The 22,360-nt window shown below is 68.4% G+C and carries 24 protein-coding genes and 1 tRNA gene; 15 read left to right on the top strand and 10 right to left on the bottom strand.

Translation table 11 applies throughout. The annotated features are described in order from the left end of the window. Positions 1 to 21 precede the first annotated feature (21 nt). Positions 22 to 1,245, top strand: a complete 1,224-nt coding sequence (locus ABL844_RS25115; RefSeq protein WP_418129402.1) for an NAD(P)/FAD-dependent oxidoreductase — start codon at positions 22 to 24, stop codon at positions 1,243 to 1,245. Between the two features lie 14 nt (positions 1,246 to 1,259). Here the strand turns inward: ABL844_RS25115 and ABL844_RS25110 are convergent, their stop codons facing one another. Together ABL844_RS25110 and radC are read right to left on the bottom strand one after the other, a co-directional pair. Continuing rightward, positions 1,260 to 1,916, bottom strand: a complete 657-nt coding sequence (locus ABL844_RS25110) for a Smr/MutS family protein (protein WP_126023268.1) — start codon at positions 1,914 to 1,916, stop codon at positions 1,260 to 1,262. Further along, entirely contained in the window at positions 1,916 to 2,593 is a 678-nt protein-coding gene (gene radC / locus ABL844_RS25105) for a RadC family protein (RefSeq protein ID WP_126023269.1), read from the bottom strand. The genes ABL844_RS25110 and radC overlap by 1 nt, the downstream gene beginning before the upstream one ends. Before the next feature lie 105 nt (positions 2,594 to 2,698). Between radC and ABL844_RS25100 the strand changes: the two genes are divergently transcribed. The 6 genes from ABL844_RS25100 (at position 2,699) to ABL844_RS25075 (ending at position 7,072) form a co-directional block, all read left to right on the top strand. Next, complete coding sequence (locus ABL844_RS25100; RefSeq protein WP_019656687.1) at positions 2,699 to 3,142, top strand: FKBP-type peptidyl-prolyl cis-trans isomerase; 444 nt, start codon at positions 2,699 to 2,701, stop codon at positions 3,140 to 3,142. Then, positions 3,139 to 4,107, top strand: coding sequence for a 4-hydroxy-3-methylbut-2-enyl diphosphate reductase (ispH, locus tag ABL844_RS25095; RefSeq protein ID WP_418129401.1), 969 nt, complete (start codon positions 3,139 to 3,141; stop codon positions 4,105 to 4,107). Before ABL844_RS25100 ends, ispH begins: the two co-directional genes overlap by 4 nt. Next, on the top strand, positions 4,104 to 5,069 hold the full coding sequence (locus ABL844_RS25090; RefSeq protein WP_418129400.1) for a threonine/serine dehydratase: 966 nt from the start codon (positions 4,104 to 4,106) through the stop codon (positions 5,067 to 5,069). The genes ispH and ABL844_RS25090 overlap by 4 nt, the downstream gene beginning before the upstream one ends. A gap of 106 nt (positions 5,070 to 5,175) precedes the next feature. Then, on the top strand, positions 5,176 to 6,507 hold the full coding sequence (gene serS, locus ABL844_RS25085) for a serine--tRNA ligase (RefSeq protein ID WP_369661071.1): 1,332 nt from the start codon (positions 5,176 to 5,178) through the stop codon (positions 6,505 to 6,507). Between the two features lie 58 nt (positions 6,508 to 6,565). After that, positions 6,566 to 6,655: transfer RNA gene (locus tag ABL844_RS25080), tRNA-Ser, on the top strand. 102 nt (positions 6,656 to 6,757) lie between these two features. Next, on the top strand, positions 6,758 to 7,072 hold the full coding sequence (locus ABL844_RS25075) for an I78 family peptidase inhibitor (RefSeq protein WP_369661072.1): 315 nt from the start codon (positions 6,758 to 6,760) through the stop codon (positions 7,070 to 7,072). Positions 7,073 to 7,089: 17 nt separating this feature from the next. On the opposite strand, the gene ABL844_RS25070 is transcribed toward ABL844_RS25075, so the two are convergent. From ABL844_RS25070 to flgA, 8 genes are all read right to left on the bottom strand, one after another. Next, positions 7,090 to 8,001 carry a hypothetical protein gene (locus ABL844_RS25070; protein ID WP_418129399.1) on the bottom strand — a complete coding sequence of 304 codons (912 nt, stop codon included), beginning with the start codon at positions 7,999 to 8,001 and terminating at the stop codon, positions 7,090 to 7,092. A gap of 72 nt (positions 8,002 to 8,073) precedes the next feature. Continuing rightward, on the bottom strand, positions 8,074 to 11,394 hold the full coding sequence (locus ABL844_RS25065; protein ID WP_418129398.1) for an EAL domain-containing protein: 3,321 nt from the start codon (positions 11,392 to 11,394) through the stop codon (positions 8,074 to 8,076). Positions 11,395 to 11,761: 367 nt separating this feature from the next. Further along, positions 11,762 to 12,556 carry a 4'-phosphopantetheinyl transferase family protein gene (locus ABL844_RS25060; protein ID WP_418129397.1) on the bottom strand — a complete coding sequence of 265 codons (795 nt, stop codon included), beginning with the start codon at positions 12,554 to 12,556 and terminating at the stop codon, positions 11,762 to 11,764. A 186-nt stretch (positions 12,557 to 12,742) separates the two neighbouring features. Further along, positions 12,743 to 13,570 carry a winged helix-turn-helix transcriptional regulator gene (locus ABL844_RS25055; RefSeq protein ID WP_126023277.1) on the bottom strand — a complete coding sequence of 276 codons (828 nt, stop codon included), beginning with the start codon at positions 13,568 to 13,570 and terminating at the stop codon, positions 12,743 to 12,745. 54 nt (positions 13,571 to 13,624) lie between these two features. Continuing rightward, complete coding sequence (locus tag ABL844_RS25050; protein ID WP_418129396.1) at positions 13,625 to 14,047, bottom strand: YadA-like family protein; 423 nt, start codon at positions 14,045 to 14,047, stop codon at positions 13,625 to 13,627. Between the two features lie 4 nt (positions 14,048 to 14,051). Beyond that, a complete protein-coding gene (locus ABL844_RS25045) occupies positions 14,052 to 14,519 on the bottom strand; it encodes a flagella synthesis protein FlgN (protein WP_184641051.1) in 468 nt (155 codons plus the stop codon). After that, positions 14,516 to 14,878 (bottom strand): flagellar biosynthesis anti-sigma factor FlgM, encoded by a 363-nt coding sequence (flgM, locus tag ABL844_RS25040; protein ID WP_418129395.1) that lies wholly within the window; start codon positions 14,876 to 14,878, stop codon positions 14,516 to 14,518. The genes ABL844_RS25045 and flgM overlap by 4 nt, the downstream gene beginning before the upstream one ends. Positions 14,879 to 14,964: 86 nt before the next feature. Next, positions 14,965 to 15,693 (bottom strand): flagellar basal body P-ring formation chaperone FlgA, encoded by a 729-nt coding sequence (gene flgA / locus ABL844_RS25035; RefSeq protein WP_418129394.1) that lies wholly within the window; start codon positions 15,691 to 15,693, stop codon positions 14,965 to 14,967. A 220-nt stretch (positions 15,694 to 15,913) separates the two neighbouring features. On the opposite strand from flgA, the gene flgB reads away from it, so the two are divergent. The 8 genes from flgB to ABL844_RS24995 all read left to right on the top strand — a co-directional run bounded on the left by flgB (position 15,914) and on the right by ABL844_RS24995 (position 22,350). Next, on the top strand, positions 15,914 to 16,321 hold the full coding sequence (gene flgB, locus ABL844_RS25030; RefSeq protein WP_184641054.1) for a flagellar basal body rod protein FlgB: 408 nt from the start codon (positions 15,914 to 15,916) through the stop codon (positions 16,319 to 16,321). Positions 16,322 to 16,339: 18 nt separating this feature from the next. Further along, positions 16,340 to 16,762, top strand: a complete 423-nt coding sequence (gene flgC, locus ABL844_RS25025) for a flagellar basal body rod protein FlgC (protein WP_126023283.1) — start codon at positions 16,340 to 16,342, stop codon at positions 16,760 to 16,762. Between the two features lie 49 nt (positions 16,763 to 16,811). Further along, positions 16,812 to 17,498: a flagellar hook assembly protein FlgD gene (locus ABL844_RS25020; protein ID WP_184641055.1), complete on the top strand. Its 687-nt coding sequence runs from the start codon at positions 16,812 to 16,814 to the stop codon at positions 17,496 to 17,498. A gap of 70 nt (positions 17,499 to 17,568) precedes the next feature. After that, positions 17,569 to 18,789: a flagellar hook protein FlgE gene (gene flgE, locus ABL844_RS25015; protein WP_126023285.1), complete on the top strand. Its 1,221-nt coding sequence runs from the start codon at positions 17,569 to 17,571 to the stop codon at positions 18,787 to 18,789. A gap of 37 nt (positions 18,790 to 18,826) precedes the next feature. Then, complete coding sequence (gene flgF, locus ABL844_RS25010) at positions 18,827 to 19,573, top strand: flagellar basal-body rod protein FlgF (protein WP_184641056.1); 747 nt, start codon at positions 18,827 to 18,829, stop codon at positions 19,571 to 19,573. A 46-nt stretch (positions 19,574 to 19,619) separates the two neighbouring features. Beyond that, a complete protein-coding gene (gene flgG / locus ABL844_RS25005) occupies positions 19,620 to 20,402 on the top strand; it encodes a flagellar basal-body rod protein FlgG (protein ID WP_093197930.1) in 783 nt (260 codons plus the stop codon). A 17-nt stretch (positions 20,403 to 20,419) separates the two neighbouring features. Continuing rightward, the gene (locus ABL844_RS25000; RefSeq protein WP_418131951.1) at positions 20,420 to 21,139 is read left to right on the top strand and encodes a flagellar basal body L-ring protein FlgH; all 720 of its coding nucleotides are present in this window, start codon (positions 20,420 to 20,422) and stop codon (positions 21,137 to 21,139) included. Between the two features lie 140 nt (positions 21,140 to 21,279). Next, entirely contained in the window at positions 21,280 to 22,350 is a 1,071-nt protein-coding gene (locus tag ABL844_RS24995) for a flagellar basal body P-ring protein FlgI (protein ID WP_418129393.1), read from the top strand. Positions 22,351 to 22,360 lie beyond the last annotated feature (10 nt).

Below are 22,360 nucleotides of genomic sequence, written 5' to 3'. Positions count from 1 at the left end.
CCGAAAGACGCTTCTTCCATCATGAATTCCATCGTCATCATCGGCGGCGGCCACGCCGCGGCCCAGCTCTGTGCGGGGCTTGCGGAAGCCGGGCAGGGCGCGCGCGTGCATCTGGTCTGCGAGGAGGCCTGCGAGCCCTATCACCGGCCGCCGCTGTCCAAGGCCTTCCTGAAGAGCGCGGAAGAAACCACGCAGCCGCACAAGGCCGCCGACTGGTATCGCGAAGCCGGCATCACGCTGCACCTGGGCGATGCGGCCGTGGCCATCGACCGCGAGGCGCACACCGTCACGCTGCGTTCGGGCGCGGTGCTGCCGTGGCAGCAGCTGGTGCTGGCCACCGGCACGCGCGCTCGCCAGATGCCCGACCTGAAGCCGGGCCTGGAGAACGTCGCCAGCCTGCGCGCGGCCGACGAGGCGCATCGCCTGCGCACGCGCCTCGCGGCGGCAGAGAAGGTGACGGTGCTCGGCGGCGGCTTCATCGGGCTCGAAGTGGCGGCCACTGCCAAGGCGCTGGGCAAGACGGTGCAGGTCATCGAGAGCGCGCCGCGCCTGCTGGGCCGCGCCGTGTCGCCCGAACTCTCGGCGCACGTGCTGGCCACGCATCGCGCGGCGGGCATCGACATCGTGCTCGGCGCGCAGACCGGTGCCTTCGAGGTCGAGGGCGACCGGCTGGTTTCGCTGCAGGTCAATGGCGTGAAGCAGCCTGTCGACCTGCTGCTGCTGGGCATCGGCGCGGTGCCGGAGACCGCGCTCGCGCAGGCAGCCGGCATCGAGTGCGCGGACGGCATCGTGGTCGACGGCCACATGCGCACCAGCGCGGCCGACGTGCTCGCGGTGGGCGACTGCACGCGCTTCCCCGATCGCCGCGCGGGCCGCGCGCTGCGGCTCGAATCGGTGCAGAACGCCAACGACCAGGCGCGCACGGCCGTTGCCACGCTCACCGGCGAGCCACGCGCGCACGACGCAGTCGCGTGGTTCTGGTCCGACCAGGGCGGCATGCGCCTGCAGATGGTGGGCCTGATGCCCGCCGAAGGAACTCCCGGCCTGAGCAGCGTGCGCCGCGCGGGCCCGAAGCCCGATGCGTTCTCGTTGTTCCACTACGTCGACGGCCAGCTCGTGTGCGTGGAATCGGTGAACGCGCCGGTCGACCACATGATGAGCCGCAAGCTGCTCGAAGCGGGCCGCAATCCCGATGCGGCGTCGGTGGCGGATGCCTCGGTGCCGCTGAAGAACCTGCTGGCCTGAGCCGAAGAAGGTGCTCAGCGCCGCGCGGGCGCCAGCAGCACCACCAGCGCGCCGGCGCCGCCTTCGGCCGGCTTCGCCTGCACGAAGGCGATCACCTCGTTCTTCTGGATCAGCCAGCGCTGCGTCTTGGTCTTGAGCACCGGCTGCTTGCCCGGCGAGCCCAGGCCCTTGCCGTGCACCACGCGCACGCAGCGCAGGCCCTGCTTGTAGGCGTTGCGGATGAAGCCGCCCAGGGTTTCGCGCGCCTCGTCGCTGCGCAGCCCGTGCAGGTCGACCTGTGCCTGGATGGCCCAGTCGCCCTTGCGCAGCCGCGCGGTGACGTCGGTGCCGATGCCGGGGCGGCGGAAGCTCATGGCGTCGTCCACGTCGAGCAGCGTGGTCACGTCGAACTCGTCCGAGAGCGATTCGCGCAGCACGCGCTGCTCGTCGAGCTGGTGCTGCACCGGGATGGGCGCGGGCGGCTCCGGCGCGAGCGGCACCACGGCCTTGCGGCGCAGCGGCTCGGTGGCGCCGATGGCGCGGGTGAACAGGTCTTTCTCGGCCGCGCGCTTGCGCTCGGCCTGCGCCTTGGCCGCGGCCTCGGCGGCTTCGCGCTCGCGGGTTTCGGCGAGTACGCGCTGCACCTGCTTGAGGTCGGCGAGGTTCTTGATCGAGGGCGCGCGCGCGGGCATCAGAGCAGTCCTTTCTCGGCCATGGAGAAACTCTGCCCGGGGCTCACGATGATGTGGTCGAGCACCCGCACGTCCACCAGCGCCAGCGCGGCGCGCAGCGTCTGCGTGAGCGATTCGTCGGCGCGCGAGGGCTCGATGCTGCCGCTCGGGTGGTTGTGCGCCAGCACCACGGCAGCGGCGTGATGATGGATGGCGCGCGTGACCACTTCGCGCGGGTAGACGCTGGTCTGCGTGAGCGTGCCGCGGAACATTTCCTCCAGCGCGAGCATGCGGTGCTGCACGTCGAGGAACACCACCGCGAACACTTCGTAGGGGCGCGGGCCGATGTGCAGCTGCAGATACTGCTTGACCGCGTCGGGCGAGTCGAACACTGCGCGCTCGCGCAGCTTCTCGCCCATGGCGCGGCGCGCCAGCTCGAGCACCGCGATCAGCTCGGAGCGCTTGGCGCTGCCGCCCAGTCCCTTGACCGATTTGAGGTCGTCGGCGCCGGTGTGCAGCAGTCCCGAGAGCCCGCCGAAGCGCTCGAGCAGTTGCTGCGCGAGCTGCAGCACGTTCTTGCCCGCCACGCCGGTGCGCAGCAGCAGGGCCAGCAGTTCGGCGTCGGCCAGCGCAGCCGCGCCGCGCGCGATGAGCTTTTCGCGCGGACGGGCATCGAGAGGGAGATCCTTGAAAGACATGAAACCCCGGGTGAAACCTTGGCGGAGCCGGGTGGAAGCCCCGGTCCTTAAAATGAGGCCAGTTTATCGGGACACCTCCCTGTCTCCGCACACCTCCGCTGCACCATGTCCCAAGTCGTGAATTCCGGCTCCTTTCTCACCCTGCACTACCGGCTGGCCGGTCCGGCGGGCGACATCATCAACACCTTCGCCGACAAGCCAGCCACGCTTTCGCTGGGCACCGGCGAGCTTTCTCCCGCCATGGAGCAGCGCCTGATGGGCCTGGAGGAGGGCACGCACGCCACCTTCGAGCTGCCCGCCGGCGAGGCCTTCGGCGAGCGCAATCCCGACATGCAGCAGTGGGTGGCCAGGAAGCTGCTCGCGCAGATGGGCGACCCCGACGAGCAGTACGCCGTCGGCGACGTGGTGCAGTTCCCCACGCCCGACGGCACGGGCAGCTACGCGGGCGCGGTCATCGAATCGAACGACACCGCGGTGCGCTTCGACTTCAACCATCCGCTCGCGGGCCAGCCCGTGACCTTCGAAGTGAAGCTCATCGGCGTGCTATGAACCCCGGAATCTCCGAAGTCATCCTGGCCGAGCCGCGCGGATTCTGCGCGGGCGTGGACCGTGCCATCGAGATCGTCGAGCGCGCCATCGCGAAGTTCGGCGCGCCCATCTACGTGCGCCACGAGATCGTGCACAACACCTACGTGGTGAACGAGCTCAAGGCCAAGGGCGCGATCTTCATCGAGGAGCTCTCCGACGTGCCGTCCGGCGCCACGCTGGTATTCAGCGCGCACGGCGTGAGCAAGGCGGTGGAGCAGGAGGCGCGCGACCGCGGCTTCTCGATCTTCGACGCCACCTGCCCGCTGGTCACCAAGGTGCACGTCGAGGTCGCCAAGCTCGCGAAGGAAGGCTACGAGTTCATCATGATCGGCCACAAGGGGCACCCCGAGGTCGAGGGCACGATGGGCCAGCTCTCCAGCGGCATCCACCTGGTTGAAGACGTGGAAGACGTCGCCAGGGTCTCGCCGTCGCAGACCGACAGGCTCGCCGTGGTCACGCAGACCACGCTGAGCGTGGACGACGCCGCCGACATCGCCGCCGCCGTGCGCGAGCGCTTTCCCAAGGTGCGCGAACCCAAGCAGCAGGACATCTGCTACGCCACGCAGAACCGCCAGGACGCGGTGAAGATCATGAGCCCGCAGGTCGACCTCGTGATCGTGGTCGGCAGCCCCACCAGTTCCAACAGCAACCGGCTGCGCGAACTGGCGCAGCGCCTGGGCACCCAGAGCTACATGGTCGATTCGGCCGCCGAGCTCAAGCCCGAGTGGTTCGAGGGCAAGGCGCGCATCGGCATCACGGCCGGCGCCTCGGCGCCCGAAGTGCTGGTGCGCGAGGTGATCGACCGCGTGCGCGCCCTCGGCGCGGTGTCGGTGCGCAAGATGGACGGCATCGAGGAAACCATCAAGTTTCCGCTGCCCAAGGGCCTCAAGCTCGACGACATTCCTCCCCCTGGACACATCTCTTGAACACCACGCAGACCGCTGGCTGGCGCTCCGAAATAGATAGCGCATCGCAACGCCTGGCCGAGCGTGCCGGCCACTTTCTGCGCCAGACCCCGCTGTGGAAGCTGCCGGCGTCGGCCTTCGGCATCGACGCGAGCGGCGCGGAAATCTGGCTCAAGCTGGAGCACATGCAGGTCAGCGGCAGCTTCAAGGCGCGCGGCATGATGAACCGGCTGCTGGCCAATGAGATTCCGCCAGGCGGCGTGATCGTGGCCTCGGGCGGCAATGCGGGCATCGCCACGGCTGCGGCGGCGCGCGCGCTGGGCGTGCCCTGCCAGGTGTTCCTGCCGGGCGTGTCGCCCGAAGCCAAGCGCGCGCGGCTGCGTGCGCTGGGCGCCGAGGTCGTGGTGGTCGGCGAGCTGTACCCCGACGCGCTGGCCGCCTGCCTGACACGCCAGAAGGAATCGGGCGCCTTGCTCACCCACGCCTACGACCAGCCCGAAGTGGTGGCCGGCGCCGGCACGCTGGGCCGCGAGATCGAAGAGCAGGGCGGCCTGCCCGACGCCGTGCTGGTGAGCGTGGGCGGCGGTGGGCTGATCGGCGGCCTCGCCGGCTGGTTCGAGAAGCGCTCCCGCGTGGTCGCGCTCGAACCCGATAAGGCGCCGACGCTGTTCCGCGCCCGCGAGGCCGGCGAGCCGGTCGACGTGGAGGTGGGCGGCATCGCGGCCGATTCGCTGGGCGCGCGCCGCATCGGCGCCATCGCCTGGGAAATCACGCAGCAGCAGGTGCAGGACGCGCTGCTGCTGTCAGACGAGTCCATCCGCGCGGCCCAGCAGTGGCTGTGGAAGGAACTGAAGCTGGCCGTGGAACCCGCCGCCGCGCTGCCGCTGGCGGCGCTGCAGACCGGTGCCTACAAGCCGCGCGCGGGCGAGAAGGTCTGCCTGATCGTCTGCGGGGCGAATGTCGATCCCGCTACGGTCGCCTGACGGCTTCCGGCTTCTCGCAGTTCACCCTCCGGGCCACGCCGACCCTGTCGGCGGGCATCGTCAGCCTGCCGCCTTCGGCCAGCGTACGCCCACCTAAAATCCCCCCATGCTCGACATCACCCTGCTCCGCAAAGACCTGGCCTCCGCAGTGGCCGGCCTCGAAAAACGCAAGAAGAACCAGCCGTACCTCGACGTTTCGGCATTCACCGCGCTCGAAGCCGAACGCAAGACGCTGCAGACCCGCACCGAGGAAATCCAGGCCCGCCGCAACGCGCTGAACAAGCAGATCGGCCCGCTCAAGGCCAAGGGCGAATCGACCGATGCGCTGATGGCCGAAGTGAATGCGCTGAAGGCCGAGCAGGAATCGCAATCCAAGCGCCTCGACGAGATCCAGCCCGAGCTGCACGCGCTGCTGCTGGCCGTGCCCAACCTGCCGCACGCCAGCGTGCCGGTGGGCGAGGACGAGACCGGCAACGTCGAGATGCGCCGCTGGGCTCCGAAGGGCGGTGCGGGCGCCAACGCCACGCCGCTGGGCTTCGCGCCCAAGGACCACGTCGACCTCGGCGCGCCGCTGGGCCTGGATTTCGAAACGGGCGCCAAGCTCGCTGGCTCGCGCTTCACCGTCATGAAGGGCCCGATCGCCCGCCTGCATCGCGCGCTCGCGCAGTTCATGCTCGACATCCAGACCGAGAAGCACGGCTACAGCGAGTGCTACGTGCCCTACATCGTCAACGCCGCCACCCTGAGCGGCACCGGCCAGCTGCCCAAGTTCGAGGGCGACCTGTTCGCCGCGAAGAAGGGCGGCCAGGACGGCGAGCCCGCGCCCGACCACTCGGCGCTGTACCTCATCCCGACCAGCGAGGTGCCGCTGACCAATTTCGTGCGCGACGAGGTGGTGCCCGAGTCGCAGTTGCCGATCAAGCTCACCGCCCATACTCCGTGCTTCCGCTCCGAAGCGGGCAGCGCTGGCCGCGACACGCGCGGCATGATCCGCCAGCACCAGTTCGACAAGGTCGAGATGGTGCAGATCGTGCACCCCGAGAAGAGCTACGACGCGCTCGAGCAGATGACCGGCCACGCCGAAGCCGTGCTGCAGGCCCTGGAGCTGCCGTATCGCGTCGTGCTGCTGTGCACCGGCGACATGGGCTTCGGCTCCACCAAGACCTACGACCTCGAAGTCTGGCTGCCCGCGCAGGACACCTACCGCGAGATCAGCTCGGTCTCGAACTGCGAAGCCTTCCAGGCGCGCCGCCTGCAGGCCCGCTTCAAGAACGCGCAGGGCAAGAACGAACTCGTGCACACCCTCAACGGCTCGGGCCTGGCAGTGGGCCGCACGCTCGTGGCCGTGCTCGAGAACCACCAGAACGAAGACGGCTCGATCAACGTGCCCACGGCGCTGCGTCCGTACCTCGGCGGGCTCGAAGTTTTGAAGGCTTGATGGCGAGGGCTTCAAAAGCCCCGTTTTTGTCTGCTAGAATCGCAGGCTCGACAGCACCGGAGAGGTGGCAGAGTGGTCGAATGTACCTGACTCGAAATCAGGCGTACTAGCGATAGTACCGAGGGTTCGAATCCCTCCCTCTCCTCCAAAAAATGACGGCCTGATCCATGTAGAACGTGGATCAGGCCGTTTTCTTTTGGATCGACGGTCTGCCCGCAAGACTCTGCGTACTCCCAGGAAAGGATCCGCCATGAAGCTCCATCCCAGGTTGATTTCCAGCGCCGCTGCGGCGTTGGCGATCCTGTCGATCGCCGCCTGCTCGGTGCCGCAGGCGAAGGATGCCGCCGCGGCACCCACAGCGCCCGCAGCGTGTCGCCAGGACGCCGCAGCCGCCCTGACGGGCAAGAGCCGCATCAGCGACGCCGATGCCCGGCAGGCGACAGGCGCGTCCATCGTGCGCCAGATCCAGCCGGGACAGCCCGTGACGATGGACTATCGCCGCGAGCGCGTGACCATCGAGACGGACGCGGCCAGCGGCAAGATCGTCCGCGCCTACTGCGGATAGTCCGGCTCCTGCCGGTCTCAGCCGTTCGCCGCAGCGCCCGTGCCGGCCTGCGCCGAAGGGCGGGCGGTGGCGACCGTGCCTTCCTTGTCGAGCGAGCACCACGCGGCCTGAGGCTGAGCCTTGCCCGCTTCGAGCGAGCACCATGCGGCCGAGGTCCTGGTGGCCTCCGCCGAACACCATGCGGCCGAGGTCCTGGTGGCCTCCGCCGAACACCATGCGGCCGAGGTCTTGGCGGCCTCCGCCGAGCACCATGCAGCCGAGGTCCTGGCGGCCTCCGCCGAGCACCATGCGGCCGAGGTCTTGGTGGCCTCCGCCGAACACCATGCAGCCGAGGTCTTGGCGGCCTCCGCCGAACACCATGCGGCCGAGGTCTTGGCGGCCTCCGCCGAGCACCATGCAGCCGAGGTCTTGGCGGCCTCCGCCGAGCACCATGCGGCCGAGGTCTTGGCGGCCTCCGCCGAGCACCATGCAGCCGAGGTCTTGGCGGCCTCCGCCGAGCACCATGCGGCCGAATCCTTCGCAGCCGCCGGCGTCGGCTCGCCGAACTCCTCGGCAAGCAGGCGCTGCATCTGCTGGAAGGCCGCTTCGAGGGCCTTCGCGTCGTCCTCGCCGCGCAGGCCAAGGTATGGGAAGTGATGCAGGAAATATCCGAAGGTGGCTTCGCAATCGGCGGCGTATTTCCTCGTGTCGAGGATGTGCATGTGCCAGAAGCGGTCGACGTCCTGTTCGGGCGCGAGGGTCAGCTCGGGGTGCTTCGCGTGCAGGATCAGGTAGCGCTTGTATGCCACTTCCATCTGGTCCGCGTAGCTTGCCGACCAGCCGTAGCCGTCCTCCTTGCGGGTGGCCTTGAACTTGATCGGCGTCAGGTCGAGCGCGTGGATCGCCGCGATCGTCTGTTCCAGCGGCTTGTTCTGGGTTGAATCGGTCATGAATGCTCCTGTGAAGTTTCGGGGAAGCCCGAGCGAACGTGCCCGGTAACGATTGCCGCGAAGGCGCGGCCTTCAGGCCAGCGCCGACGGGGCAAATTGGGTGCGCAGGTGACGCGCCATGAAATCGCGTGCCTCGTCGGCCGGCACAGGCTTGCACAGCCAGTAGCCCTGGGCTTCGTCGCATCCGTGGCTGTGCAGGTAGTTGAACTGGACGGGCGTCTCCACCCCTTCGGCCACCACCTTCATCCGCAGCCCGTGGGCCAGCGTGATGATTCCGTCGATGAGAGCGCGCGCGTCCGCGTCCTGCGAAAGGTCGTTGATGAAGGAGCGGTCGATCTTGACCGTGGAGAGCGGAAAGTGCTTCAGGTACGACAGCGACGAGTACCCCGTGCCGAAGTCGTCGATGGCCAGGCCTACGCCCATGTCGCGGATGGTCCGCAGCAGTTTTGCCGCGTGCTCGGGGTTCGCCATCATCGCGCTCTCGGTGATCTCCAGCTCGAGCAGCGAAGGATCGAGGCCCGACGACTCCAGGATGGCCTTGACGTCGGCCACCAGCGTGCGGCTCTCGAACTGGCGCGGCGACAGGTTGACGCTGGTCAGCACCTCCGGCAAGCCGTGCTTCTGCCATGCGAGCGCGTCGGCACAGGCTCTTTCCAGCGCCCACTTGCCCATCGACACGATCAGGCCGAGCTCCTCGGCGATCGGAATGAACTGCACCGGCGGGATCATGCCCAGCACCGGATGGCGCCAGCGCATCAGCGCCTCCACGCCGACGATGCGCTGCGTCTGCAGGTTCATCTTCGGCTGGTAGTGCATTTCCAGTTCGCCGCGCTCCAGGGCGTGGCGCAGGGCGCTTTCCAGCATGAGCTGCTCGGTGCTCTGTGCGTTCATCTTCGCCGCGTAGAAGCGGTAGGTGTTGCGGCCCTTTTCCTTGGCGCGGTACATGGCGGTGTCGGCGTTCTTCAGCAGCGTCTCGGCATCGCCGCCGTTCTCCGGGTAGATGCTCACGCCCACGCTGGCGCTCACATGCAGCTCGCGGCCCTCGATGATGAAGGGCTCGGCGCAGCGGTCCAGCACCTTCTCGGCCAGCACCGCGGCGTCGTTCGCGCTGTCGAGGTTTTCCATCAGCAGCACGAATTCGTCGCCGCCGAAGCGCGCCACCACGTCGCTGTCGTGCAGCAGCTTCCTCAGGCGCTTGCCGCAGGTCTTGATCATCTCGTCGCCCACGCCGTGGCCGAGCGTGTCGTTGATGTGCTTGAAGCGGTCCAGGTCGACGAACATCACGGCGAACTGCTTCTGCTGGCGGTTGCTGCGCCTGATGGCCCGGGCCAGTTCGTGCTGCAGCGCCGAGCGGTTGAGCAGCCCCGTCAGCTCGTCGTGGCTGGCCATGAAGCGCAGGGTCTTCTCGGCCTGCTTGCGCTGCCGGTACTGGACGATCTGCAGTGCGATGACGCGCAGCGACTCCAGCGTCTCGGCGTCCGCGACGTACGGACTGGCGCCGAAGAGTTCCAGCGCCGTGGTCGCCTCGGGCGCGACCATGGGTACCACCAGGCCGGTGGTCAGCCCCGCCTCGCGCGCCATCGCGTCGCGGGTGAAGTGGCTCGGCGATGCCTGCGTGTCGATGCGCACGACGCTGCCGATTCCCCACGCGCGGCCCAGCGAGCCTTCGCCGGAGCGGTAGGTGAGCAGGCGGCTGGCCTCGACGAAGCCCCGCACCGCCGGGTCGTTGTCCACATGCCAGGCCACGGCGCAATGGGCCAGGCCGTCCTCGCCGACGCTCCACAGCGCGCCGCAGTCCCAGCGCAGGTCGGTGCATATCGCTTCAAGGGCCAGCGCGATCACCGTCTCGGTCCTGCCGTCACCGGCCAGCAGGCGCGCGATCTTGTATTCGAGCTTCTGGCGCAGCGCATCCTTGCGCGGCCGCGTGGCGTCGCGCACCGTGCCGCGCACCAGCCTCCTGCCCGCGTCTTCGCCCGACTGCGCGATGACATGCAGCCAGCGTTCGGTGCCGTCGGGCAGGCAGAGCCTGTGCTCGAACTCGCTGCGCTCGGTGGACTGGGACGCCAGCGCGATCTGCCGCTCGACCGTGCCGCGCTCCATGTTCGGCACGCGCGAGAGCAGGGCGTGCAGGTCCAGCGGCAAGGGGTCGTCGGCAAAGCCCAGGATGCGCCGCGCCTCCTCGGAGCATTGCAGCGCGCCGGTTTCGGGGTCGAGCGTCCAGCTGCCCAGGCTGGCCAGGTGCTGCGCGTCCTCGAGCTGCCGCTCGCTCGCGCGCAGGTGGCTGGTCATCTCGTCCGCCAGGACCTGGGCCCGGCTGCCCGTGGTGGCCAGCGACAGCATGATGCCGGCCAGCAGCGTGCTGGTGGCGAGGCCGCCAACGAACACGAGCCACGGTATGGTCTTGTCCAGCGGGCCGAGGATCTGGCTCTCGTCCTGCTTCACCTCGACCACCCAGGAGCGGCCGCCCAGCTCGAAGCCGAGCGTGCGCTCCAGGCTGTTCGCGGGTTCGGCAACGGGCTTGGCGAGGGCGGCACTGTCGAACAGCAGCTGCCGGTCGCCGAACGCGATCGGCGTCACGAACCTGGTTTCGATGCGCGTTCCGATCGGTCCCCGGCCCGGACCGGCGTCGGCCAGGCGCAGGCGCAGCGTCTTCGCGGCCTCGATGCTGATCACGTCGCGCAGCATGCCCGTGATGCTGAAGCCCGCGCCCACCGAGCCCATGTAGGCCTGGCGCCGCTGCTCCAGCGTATCGACCGGCATCTTCGGGCGGTACACCGGCAGCCGCATCGCCAGCCCGACGTCCGAGCCGCGGCCCGCGATGCGGATCTTGCGGCCGGAGGTGACGAGCCCGCCGGTGTCGCGCCCCTGTTCGAGTGCGTCGCCGCGGTCGGGCATGGCGCCCAGGTCGTTGCCCAGCAGTTTCTCGTTGCCCGCCAGAGGCTCGATGAAGGCCAGCGGGTAATAGATATCCCGCGTGCCGCCCGGCTTGATGGCGAAGCTGGAGCTGACGGCCGCGTCGAGGCTGTCGTCGCCGCGAACCTGCTCCTCGAAGAGCTGCTTGTCCTCCGGCATGACGCGAGGCGCGTAGTTGACTGCCTGGAAGCCGGGGTAGGCGCTCGGCAGGTTCAGGCCCGAGACGTAGTCCCGGAAGTCGCTGCGGGTCACTCCCTCCGAGGTATTGAAGCGCGCGCGCAGGCCGATCAGGACGGCGATGTAGTCGTCGAACCGGCTTTCGACCTTCCGCGCCAGATCGAGGGCGGTAGCGTCGAAGCGCGTCCGCGCGCTGCGCCCGATTTCCTGATGGGCATAAATTCCGAGGGCGATCGACAGCGCCGTGCCGAGTATGAAGATCACAACCGGCAGGCGAATCCTGGCCCAGATGGACAAAGACATGGTTCGATCCTGTCGCTAGTGCAAGCCGGATGGCTCCGAGTGCCCCACAGTGTGGCACGGGAGCGGACGCAACGGTTTCAATTGGGAACAATTCACTCGTAATTCTGTAATGTTGGGTAAGGAGTTCTTAATTGTTAATTCTTAAGAATTAAATTTGTTTGACCCCAAAGCTTTTGACCCGGGTCAAAAGACCGCTCTGGGTACCTCGGAAAGCGGCCTCCTGCCTGGAATGCCTGCGACGGCACCGCAACGGCGCGACGAAGCATCCGCCCGGCCTTCAATGGTCGGAGGTGCTGTATTTCGGTCTGTGGAACCGCGCCGAATCCGAGGCGAACAAGGATCAGCAGTAGCAGCCGGCGGGCAGGCTTCAGGCGGCCGCCGATCGGCGCGTCACCGTGCCCGGGAATTCCTCCACCGACGCGAGCAGCGGCGTCGCCTTCAGGCACAGGATCCGCGCCTCGCGGCCGTCGCGTGCCCGCTCGAGGCAGAGCGCGACAGCATGGGCGTCGTCGGGCTGCAGCCGCCAGAACTGCCAGCTGGTGGCGTCGTCGTCCTCCAGGGCGTGCCCGAATCCGATGGCCTGGCTGCCGCTTCCGTCCAAGTCGAAGGAAAAGCGGTCCAGCGGAATCGAAAGGCCCATGCCGCGCGCCTTGATGTAGCTTTCCTTGAGCGTCCACAGATCCCAGAAGCGCGATGGCTGCTGCGCGGCCGGAAGCTGCTGCAGCGCCTGCGCCTCCTTCGCCGAGAAGAAATGCCCGGCGACCTCCAGCGGCGCGTTCCTTGCCGTGTGCTCGACGTCCACGCCCACTTCGCGCTCCACCGCCAGCGCTGCCACCACGAGCGACGCGCTGTGCGAAATGTTGAAGCGGATGCGCTGCGCCTGCGGCAGCGCATTGGCGATCCGCGGGCGACCGTATTCGTTGTTCTCGAAGCGCCAGTCCGCTGGAGCGACCTGGGGAACGTAGCGCGAGAGCAGCGAGCGGATCAGCCCTCGTGTCATCAGATGGCGGCGCCTGTCCCGGGCGAAATGAAAACGCCCGTGCTTCTCCCGCTCCTCGGTCGTCAGGAGGGCCATGATGGCCGCGTCGCCGGCGGGGTCGTCCTGTTCGGGCACGTAAAGGTGCCAGAGGTGGACCTGGTGCGCATCGATCTGCAATTGCATGCGCAGGATTCTGGCCTGCCCCGGCGGCGTCCGGCCCGCGCCCGATTCAGCCCGGCTTAAGTTTGCAGTTCCATACTGGAGTCGACGGTCCGCTGGCGTTGGTAGAGGTTGCCACTGGCACCCGCGCCGCTTGATGCGGGCGGTTCCTCGAGGCCGGCGATCGTCACGTCTTCCTTGCCGCCTGCGCTAAGCGCGGGCGGCTTCCCCCAGCCAGTTCGGCTCGTTGGACGTATCCGGAAAGCCCGAGTCGTCCACGGTCCCGGTGCCAGCCATCGGCTGCACGGCCGCGTGCCGCAGCTCGTAGCCCCGGCCGTACACCGAGTGCAGCACGAACTCGTTCGCCTTGTGCAGCGAGAGCTTGCGGCGGATGTTCGCCACGCAGCAGTCGAGCACCCGGCTCTTGCGCTCGACGCGCGAATCCGGCCACAGCGAACCCAGCAGCCAATCGCGCTCCAGCAGCTGTCCGGCGTTGCGGAACAGCAGCAGCGCCAGTTCGAACTCGCGCGGCTTCAGGCGGATTTCCTCGCCCTTGCGCACCACCACCTTGCGGTTGCCGATGAAGCGGTAGTCGCCGAACAGCGCGCTCGTCGCCTGCGGATGCAGCAGCGTGTCGTTGCGCCGCAGCGCCTCGCGAACGCGCAATTCCACCTCGAAATCGTCGACCGGCAGCACCGCGAAATCGATGCCCGGACCCTTCGACTCGGGCTCGGCGGCCGACAGCACCTCGGCCAGCAGCTCGCGCTGCAGCGCATTGGCGACCAGGAAGATCGGCACCCGCAGCGCCTGGCACATCGAGGTCAGCACCGGCCACGCGCCTTCGTCCTTCAGCACCACCAGCAACAGGTCGAAGTGGTTGGTGCCGTGCGTCGCCGCATGCAGGAAGTCGGCGCTGTTGTCGAATGAAACCGGCGTGCAGCCCATCAGGCGCAGCTTCTGGCCCCACGCGCGCGTCTGGGCTTCGTCGCAACCCACCATGGCCACCTGCCGCGCGTCGCCGCGAGCATCGTTGTTCATGTCGAAAGCTTCCATGTGTTGGTGGCGGCGGTGGGTGATGAGGGTTGCCCGCGTTCAGCGCTCGCTGGCGCGTGGCAGCTTCCAGCCGATGCCGGCGTTGAATCCCCAGTCCCGCCCCGCGCTGGCGAGGGTCATGCCCCAGGCAGTCCGCCCGTCATCCGAAAGAGTCCTGAAGCCCAGGCTCACCGCCGTGTAGCCCCTGTAGCTGCCGAAGGCGAGGCCCACGGTCTTCTCGCCAGGCTGGAGAGCGGGCACGTAGGCGGCCGTCATCGCCACGGCCATGGCGGTGCCCGAATAAGCGACGCGCTCAACGTCGCGCAGCACCGCGCCCGTCTGGCTCAGCTGGCCGACGTTGACCGCGTCTGCCGGCTGCACGCCCGGCGCCAGGTTGGAGATCGCCACGCCCCCTGCAGCGCCCGCCGTGCCGTGCCCGGCGGCGGCGCACAGCCACAGCGCGACCAGCAGCGCCGTCCGCACGCGCTCAGCCCGCCGCGAGGCGGTTGCCCGAGCCCGCCTGCGTCTTGCGCACGCCGTCCGGTCCGTAGAACAGCTGCGCACTGGCCTGCAGGAAGTGCAGTGCCTGTTGGGTGAAATCGAGATGCGCGTAGACCATCGAGCCGTTGCGCAGGTTGTGGCCGCGCGCCTGCCCGGCCAGTTCCAGCAGTTCCTCCCAGGCCTGCCGCGCCTGCGGGCCGGCAGCGGCGGCGGCCGCATCGGCGCCCTCGCGGCCGGGCCCGAAGCCCAGTGCCGCCTGCAGCGCCTCGCGCTGCGCGTCGAGTTCGGCCATGCGGTCCAGCAGCACGGTCTTTTCCGCGGCGATGGCCGCCAGGTCGGTGAAGCTGCCGCCCGACATGGCCTCGGCCTCGCGGTCGAGCACCGATACGAATTCCTCGATGCAGGCGGCCTCGGTGCGCAGGTGGGCCAGCAGGTCGGACTGCTGCTTTCTCATTCGCCTTCGCCCTTCTTCACGTCCTGACCGTTGCCCGCGGGCGCATCGGGCGCGCCGGGCGTGAGCAGGTCGCGCACGCTGGCCAGCAGGCCGTCGGCGATGCGTTCGGGGCGGATCTGGTAGCGCCCCGCGCGGATGTCCTCGCGGATCGCCGCCACGCGGGCCGCGTCGAAATCGCTGGCGGCGCCCGCGGCGCTGGGCAGCGAGTGGACGTGCGCCGACGGGGCCGGTGCCGCCGCCTTCGCGGTGCGCTGGGCGGCGTCGGCGCCGGCCGAAGCGGTCGTGCCTGCCGTCCCGGCGGTGGCTGGCGTCGTTCGGTGAAGGGGCGTGGCCGAGGGGGCGGGTTGATCGATTTTCAAGGTGATTCCTCAGGGGCTGACCCGTATATCGGCAGCCTGCGCAAGAACTTTAGGAATGGCGTTCGTGACAGTTTTTGTGCGCTGCGTCATTGCGCCAGCTGTATCTGCCCCTCTTCGTCTGCCACGCCGCTGACCAGCCGCCCGTCGCGGGTCTTGGCCTGCACCACGGCGCCCACGGTCGCCCCGGTCATGGCCTTGGCCTCGGTGCTGACGACGAAGCCCTGGCCTTGCGCCACCACCTTCACCGCCTGCCCCTGCTGGATGACGGTGACGCCGCGCAGCAGCTCCTTGCGCAGCGGCGCGCCGGGCGCCACGCGGTTGGCCGTGACCACGCCGGCCAGCTCGGCCGCGCTGGTGACGATGGAGCGCGGCAGTCGCGTGAGGTCGCCGGTGCGCTCCGCGACGTCGCCCGCGCCCAGCGGCCGGCCCGCGTCGATCGCGCGCGCGGCCACGAAATAGCTGCCTTCCACCGACACGTGCGCCTGCACGAAGCGCGTCCAGGGCCGCTGCGCCTGGCAGCGAACGCCCACCGAGACGCGGCCCCATGGCTTCGCGCCCGGCGGCAGGAAGGCCTCGGGCGCGTCGCATGCGGGCAGGGCCGAGGTGCCGCGGCCTTCCAGGCTGATCGTCACCTTGCCCGGCAGCCCGGCCGATTGCGCCTGCAGGTATTTCTCGATGACCGCGTCGGCGGAAGCAGCGCCTTCGGCTGCGCCTGCTGCGCTGGCCGCGCAGCAGCACGACAGCGCCAATGCCGCTGCGGGCAGCACGGTGCGCAGTGCGTGGTCGCGAAGCTCGGCAAGCGTTGGAAGGGTCATCGGATATGTGTGGGTGGTGGCTTCGGCGGCGATGCGTCACACAGGAGCAACGCATGCCGCCGCACGGAAATTCTAGAAATCCGTGCGGCTATCGAAGTTGCGAGCAGCAGGCGAAAACCCCCTTTGTTCGGGCGATTGCAAAAGCGGCTCGTGCATAGACTCGCTTTCCATCTGTCGCTGCGCCCCGCGCACTGGCGACGCCTCAACGGATGGAACAAACATGCTCGACAAGCTGGATGCGGCGCTTCGCTTCAACCGCGAAGCCCTCAACCTCCGCGCGGAACGCCAGGAGGTTCTCGCGGCCAACATCGCCCATGCGGACACGCCCAACTACAAGGCGCGCGACTTCGACTTCAGCGCACGCCTGAGCGAAGCCGTGGAGCGCGGCCGCGCGTCGCAGTCGATGTCGCTGGCCACCACCTCGTCGCGCCATCTCGCGGGACAGGCGCAGGCCATGCCCGACAAGGACCTGCTCTACCGCGTGCCCAACCAGTCCAGCCTCGACGGCAACACCGTCGAGATGGACGTCGAGCGCATCGCCTTCGCCGACAACGCGCTGCGCTACGAATCGAACCTCACCGTCATCAACGCGAAGATCAAGTCGCTGCTCTCTGCGGTGCAGCAGTAAGCAGCCAGAGCCCGTTCCATGCCCTTCAACAGCACCTCCATGAACATCTTCAACGTGGCCGGCTCGGCCCTGACCGCGCAGTCGCAGCGCATGAACGTGACCGCGAGCAACATGGCCAACGCCGAGAGCGTGGCCGGCCCCGACGGCATGCCTTACCGCGCGAAGCAGGTCGTGTTCCAGGTCGCTCCCTCGTCGTACGGCGCCGGGGACATCGGCGGCGTCAAGGTGGCCGGCGTGGTGGAAGACCCGTCCCCGCCGAAGCTCGTGTTCGACCCGAAGAGCCCGCACGCCAACGCCGAAGGCTACGTGGCGATGCCCAACGTCAACGTGGTCGAGGAGATGACCAACATGATCTCCGCCTCGCGCAGCTACCAGGCCAACGTCGAAGTGCTCAACACCGCCAAGACGCTGATGGTCAAGACGCTGACCCTCGGCCAGTAACTCCCCAAGTCCCGCAAGACGCACAAGAAAGAACAGGCACGAACGCGCCATGGCCATTTCCGATACCTCGTCCATCACCGGACAGAACGCCGCCTCCGCGGTTGGCGGCAACAGCAGCACCTCGAACGTCGACAGCGAGCAGCGCTTCCTGAAGCTGCTGGTCACGCAGCTGAACAACCAGGACCCGCTCAACCCGATGCAGAACGCCGAGCTCACCTCGCAGCTGGCGCAGATGAGTACCGTCAGCGGCATCGAGAAGCTCAACAGCACGCTCTCGGGCCTGGTGAACCAGACCAGCTCCAACCAGCTGCTGCAGGCCACTTCGCTGATCGGCTACAACGTGCTGTCGCCGGGCGATTCGCTCACCACCAAGGAGCCCGAGGCGGGCAAGGAGCCCGCGTCGCAGGCCTTCGCCGTCGAACTGCCGGGCACGGCCTCCGACGTCGACATCAAGATCGTCGATTCCACCGGCAAGGTCGTGCGCACCATCAACGCCGGCTCCATGACCGAAGGCGTCAACGCCGTCACCTGGGATGGCAAGGACGACACGGGCGCCGTGGTGCCCGCGGGCGCCTACCGCTTCACCGTGGACGCAAGCAACAGCGGAACCACCGTGAAGGCCACGGCGCTCACTTTCTCGCAGGTGGCGGCGGTCAAACAGGGCGCTGCCGGCGTCACGCTCGAACTGATGACGGGCAACAACATCAGCCTGTCCGACGTGCGCCTGTTCCTCTGAGCGTCTTCTTTCCCTTCCTCTTCGCATCCAACGCAAACGCGCCGCATCCAACGGCAGACAAGGAACCATCATGGCTTTTTCCCAGGGCATCAGCGGACTCGGCGTGGCCGCGGCCAACCTCGACGTCATCGGCAACAACATCGCCAACTCGGGCACCGTCGGCTTCAAGTCGGCCGCCGCAACCTTCCAGGACGTGTACGCCGGCTCGCGCGTCGGCCTGGGCGCTTCGGTCTCCGGCGTGACGCAGAACTTCTCGCAGGGCGTGACCCAGTCGAGCAGCCGCCCGCTGGACGTGGCCATCCTCAATGGCGACGGCTTCTTCCGCCTGACCAGCGCCACCGGCGAAGTCATGTACTCGCGCAACGGCCAGTTCACGCGCGACAAGGACGGCTACATCGTCAACGCCTCGGGCCTGCGCCTCACAGGCTTCGGCGCGAACGCCAACGGCGGCATCAGCGGCGGCACGCCGGCGGCCATCCAGATCCCGACCACGCCCATGACGCCCAAGGCCACGACCGGGATCGACGCCGAGTTCAACCTCGACGCGCGCAAGACCGCGCCCACCAAGACGCCCTTCAACGCGGCCGATTCCGACACCTTCAACTACTCGAACGCCGTCGGCCCCATCTACGACTCGCTGGGCAACCCGCATGACGTGTCCGTCTACTTCGTGAAGAACGCGACGCCTGCCAACACCTGGAGCGTGTACGGCACGGCCGACGGTGCGGCGCTGAACGCCGGCGCCGCGCTCGGCACCCTGACCTTCGACTCCGCCGGCAAGATGACCGCGCCGGCCAGCGGCCAGCTGAGCCTGGGCACGCTCAACCTCACCAACGGCGCCGCGGCACTCACTCCTACGCTCGACATCTCGGGCACCACGCAGTTCGGCGCCGCCAACGCGATGAGCAAGCTCGCGCAGGACGGCTACCGCTCGGGCGAGCTCACCTCCTTCTCGATCAACGCCGACGGCACCATCACCGGCAAGTTCTCCAACGAGCAGACCAAGCTGCTGGGCCAGGTGGTGCTGTCCTCCTTCGCCAACCCGAACGGCCTGGAGCCCAAGGGCAACAACGTGTGGGCCGAGACGCAGGCCTCGGGCAACCCGCTGACCGGCACGCCGGGCGAGGGCACCAAGCTGGGCTCGCTGCAGTCGGGCGCGCTGGAGGCATCCAACGTCGACCTCACCTCCGAGCTGGTCAACCTCATCGTCGCGCAGCGCAACTACCAGGCCAATGCGCAGACCGTGAAGACGCAGGACCAGGTCATGCAGACGCTCATGAACATCCGCTAAGGCGGCGCCCCAGAAAGACCGACATCAGGAGCACCCAGTGGATCGCATGTTGTACGTCGCCATGAGCGGCGCCAAGCAGGTCATGGAACAGCAGGCCGCCGTCGCCAACAACATGGCGAACGTCTCGACGCCGGGCTTCCGCGCGCAGATCGCCAACTTCCGCGCGGTGCCCGTGGTCGGCGATGAGGCGCCCACGCGCGCCTTCGTGGCTGCCACCACGCCCGGCGCCGACTTCACCCACGGCCCGCTCACCGAGACCGGCCGCGCGCTCGACGTGGCCGTGAGCGGCCAGGGCTGGCTGGTGGTGCAGACGCCCGACGGCGGCGAGGCCTACACCCGCGTGGGCAACCTGCAGATCGGCGCCGACGGCCAGCTCACCACCATGGGCGGGCGCCCGGTGGTGGGCGACAACGGCGCGCTGACAGTGCCGCCGGGCTCCACGGTGAGCATCGCCGCCAACGGCCTGGTGGGCGCGCGCGACGCGGCCTCCACCACGCTCACGGGCATTGCCGAAGTCGGCCGCCTGAAGCTGGTCAATCCGCCGGTCGCCGAACTGGAGCGCGGCGAGGACGGCCTGTTCCGCATGCGCGCCGGCCAGCCGCCGGCCGAGGCCGACGAGGCCGTCACGCTGGTCAGCGGCGTGGTGGAAGGCAGCAACGTCAACCCGGTCGAGACCATGGTGGCCATGATCGCCAACGCACGCAGCTTCGAGATGCAGATGAAGTCGCTGCAGACGGCCGACACCAACGCGCAGTCCGCCAACAAGCTGCTGGCCTACGGCTGACGCGCGCTCTCCTTCTCGCAACCTCTTCCGCAGGACTCCCAGAAAAATGATCCGCTCCCTCTACATCGCCAAGACCGGCCTCGACGCGCAGCAGACGCAGCTCGACGTGGTCTCCAACAACCTCGCCAACGTCGGCACCACCGGCTTCAAGCGCAGCCGCGCCGTGTTCGAGGACCTCGTCTACCAGAACCTGCGCCAGGTCGGCGGCCAGTCGTCGGACCAGACGCGCCTGCCCTCGGGCCTGCAGGTCGGCACCGGCGTGCACGTGGTCGCCACCGAGCGCATCCACTCGCAGGGCAACCTCACCAAGACCGACAAGCCCACCGACGTGGCCATCAGCGGCGGCGGCTTCTTCCAGGTGCTGATGCCCGACGGCACCACCTCGTATACCCGCGACGGTTCGTTCCAGACCGACCGCGACGGCCAGCTGGTCACCGCCAGCGGCTTTCCCGTGCAGCCGGCCATCACCGTGCCGGCCAATGCCACCAGCATCACCGTGGGCCGCGACGGCATCGTCTCGGTGGTGCAGGCGGGCAGCACCAACACTGTTCAGATCGGCCAGTTGCAGCTCGCCACCTTCGTCAACCCCACCGGCCTGCAGAGCCTGGGCGAGAACCTGTATGCCGAGACCGACGCATCGGGCGCTCCCAACCAGGTGAACCCCGGCGTCGACGGCGCCGGCACGCTGAGCCAGGGCTATGTCGAGGCCTCCAACGTGAACGTGGTGGAAGAGCTGGTCAACATGATCGCCACCCAGCGCTCGTACGAGATCAACAGCAAGGCGGTCCAGACCTCGGACCAGATGCTGCAGCGCCTGGCCCAGTTGTGAGCGTGATGGTGGTGACGATGTTGCAGGCGTTGCGTCTTCTTTGCCGCAGTGCGGCCGACGCGAGGACGCGGCTGCTGCCGCTGCTCGCCGCCGCCGTGCTGGCCACCGGCTGCGCGCAGGTTCCGCGCGAGCCGCTGGTGCACCAGCCGATGACGGCGCGCTCCGACAACTACGCGGCGGTGCAGACGCGGCGATCGCCCGGCGCGATCTTCCAGGACGGCCCCGGCGCGAATGCGCTCTTCGAAGACCGCCGCCCGCGCAACGTCGGCGACATCCTCACCATCGTCATCAGCGAGAAGGTCAACGCCACCAAGAACTCGGGCGCCAACGCGAGCCGCACCGGCAGCACCGCCAGCGTGTTCGCAGTCATTCCCAAGCTCATCGGCGGCCTGCTCGACGGGCAGGACGCCAAGCTCTCGGGCACCAACTCGCTCAACGCCAAGGGCGGCGCCAACGCCAACAACACCTTCAACGGCGTGATCACGGTCACCGTGACCGACGTGATGAGCAACGGCAACCTGCTGGTCAGCGGCGAGAAGCAGATGGGCATCAACCAGGGCACGGAATACATCCGCTTCTCGGGCGTGGTGAACCCGCGCACCGTATCGGGCAACAACACCGTGCCCTCCACATTGGTGGCCGATGCACGCATCGAGTACTCGGCCAAAGGCTATATCGACGAGGCGCAGCACATGGGCTGGATGCAGCGCTTCTTCCTCAACGTCATGCCGTTCTGAACATGGAAAACCCCCAGGCTTCGCGCACTTCGTGTCGCTTCTCCAACCCCCTTGCAGGGGGCGATGCCTGCGGCCCGGCAAAGCCGGTTCCGCGGCATCCCGCGAATTTTCGGGCTCGCTTGCGCGTCGCGGCGGTTGCAATGGTCGCGTCCTTGTTCCTTGCTCCTGTGCATGCGGAGCGGCTCAAGGAGCTGGCGAGCATTCAGGGCGTGCGCGACAACCCGCTGATCGGCTATGGGCTGATGGTGGGTCTCGACGGCACGGGCGACCAGACGATGCAGACGCCGTTCACCACGCAGAGCCTGAACAACATGCTGCAGCAGCTGGGCATCACGATTCCGCAGGGCGTGAACATGCAGCTGAAGAACGTGGCGGCGGTGATGGTCACGGCCACGCTGCCTTCGTTCGCGCGGCCGGGGCAGAACATCGACGTGACGGTGTCTTCCATGGGCAATGCGAAGAGCCTGCGCGGGGGCACGCTGCTGATGACGCCGCTGAAGGGCGTGGACGGCATGACGTATGCCGTGGCGCAGGGGAACATGGTGGTGGGCGGCGCGGGTGCGTCGGCCAACGGCAGCAAGGTGCAGGTCAACCAGCTCAGCTCGGGGCGCATTCCCGGCGGAGCGCTGGTGGAGCGCACGGTGGAGTCGCCCGTGGGCGCGGAGGGCACGTTCTCGATCGAGCTGAACCGCTCCGACTTCGGCACCACGCAGCGCGCGGTGGATGCGATCAACCGGCAGTTCGGCTCGGGCACGGCCGAGGCCATCGATGCGCGCTCCATCCGCGTGCGCGCGCCGGAGCCGCAGCAGCGTGTGGGTTTCCTCGCGCGGCTCGAAGATCTCGAGGTGACGCCGACGCAGGCCGGTGCCCGCGTGGTGGTGAACGCCCGCACGGGCTCCGTGGTGATGAACCAGGCCGTCCGCGTGAAGGACTGCGCCATCGCGCACGGCAACCTGTCGGTGGTCATCAACACCGAGCCTGTCATCAGCCAGCCGGGCGCGTTCTCCGGCGGCAGCACCGTGGCGGCTCAGACCTCCCAGATCTCTGTCAACCAGGGCGGCGGCGCGATCCAGATGGTGCGCGGCGGCGCCTCGCTGTCGGACGTGGTCAAGGGGCTCAACAGCCTGGGCGCGAATCCGCAGGACCTGGTGTCCATTCTCCAGGCCATGAAGACGGCCGGCGCCCTGAGCGCCGAGCTCGAGATCATCTGACGGGGCGGCG

It is taken from the genome of Variovorax sp. 278MFTsu5.1 (assembly GCF_048305045.1).
In the GTDB taxonomy this organism is placed as follows: Bacteria; Pseudomonadota; Gammaproteobacteria; order Burkholderiales; family Burkholderiaceae_C; genus Variovorax; species Variovorax guangxiensis.
This window is presented reverse-complemented; position numbering and strand designations above follow the sequence as displayed.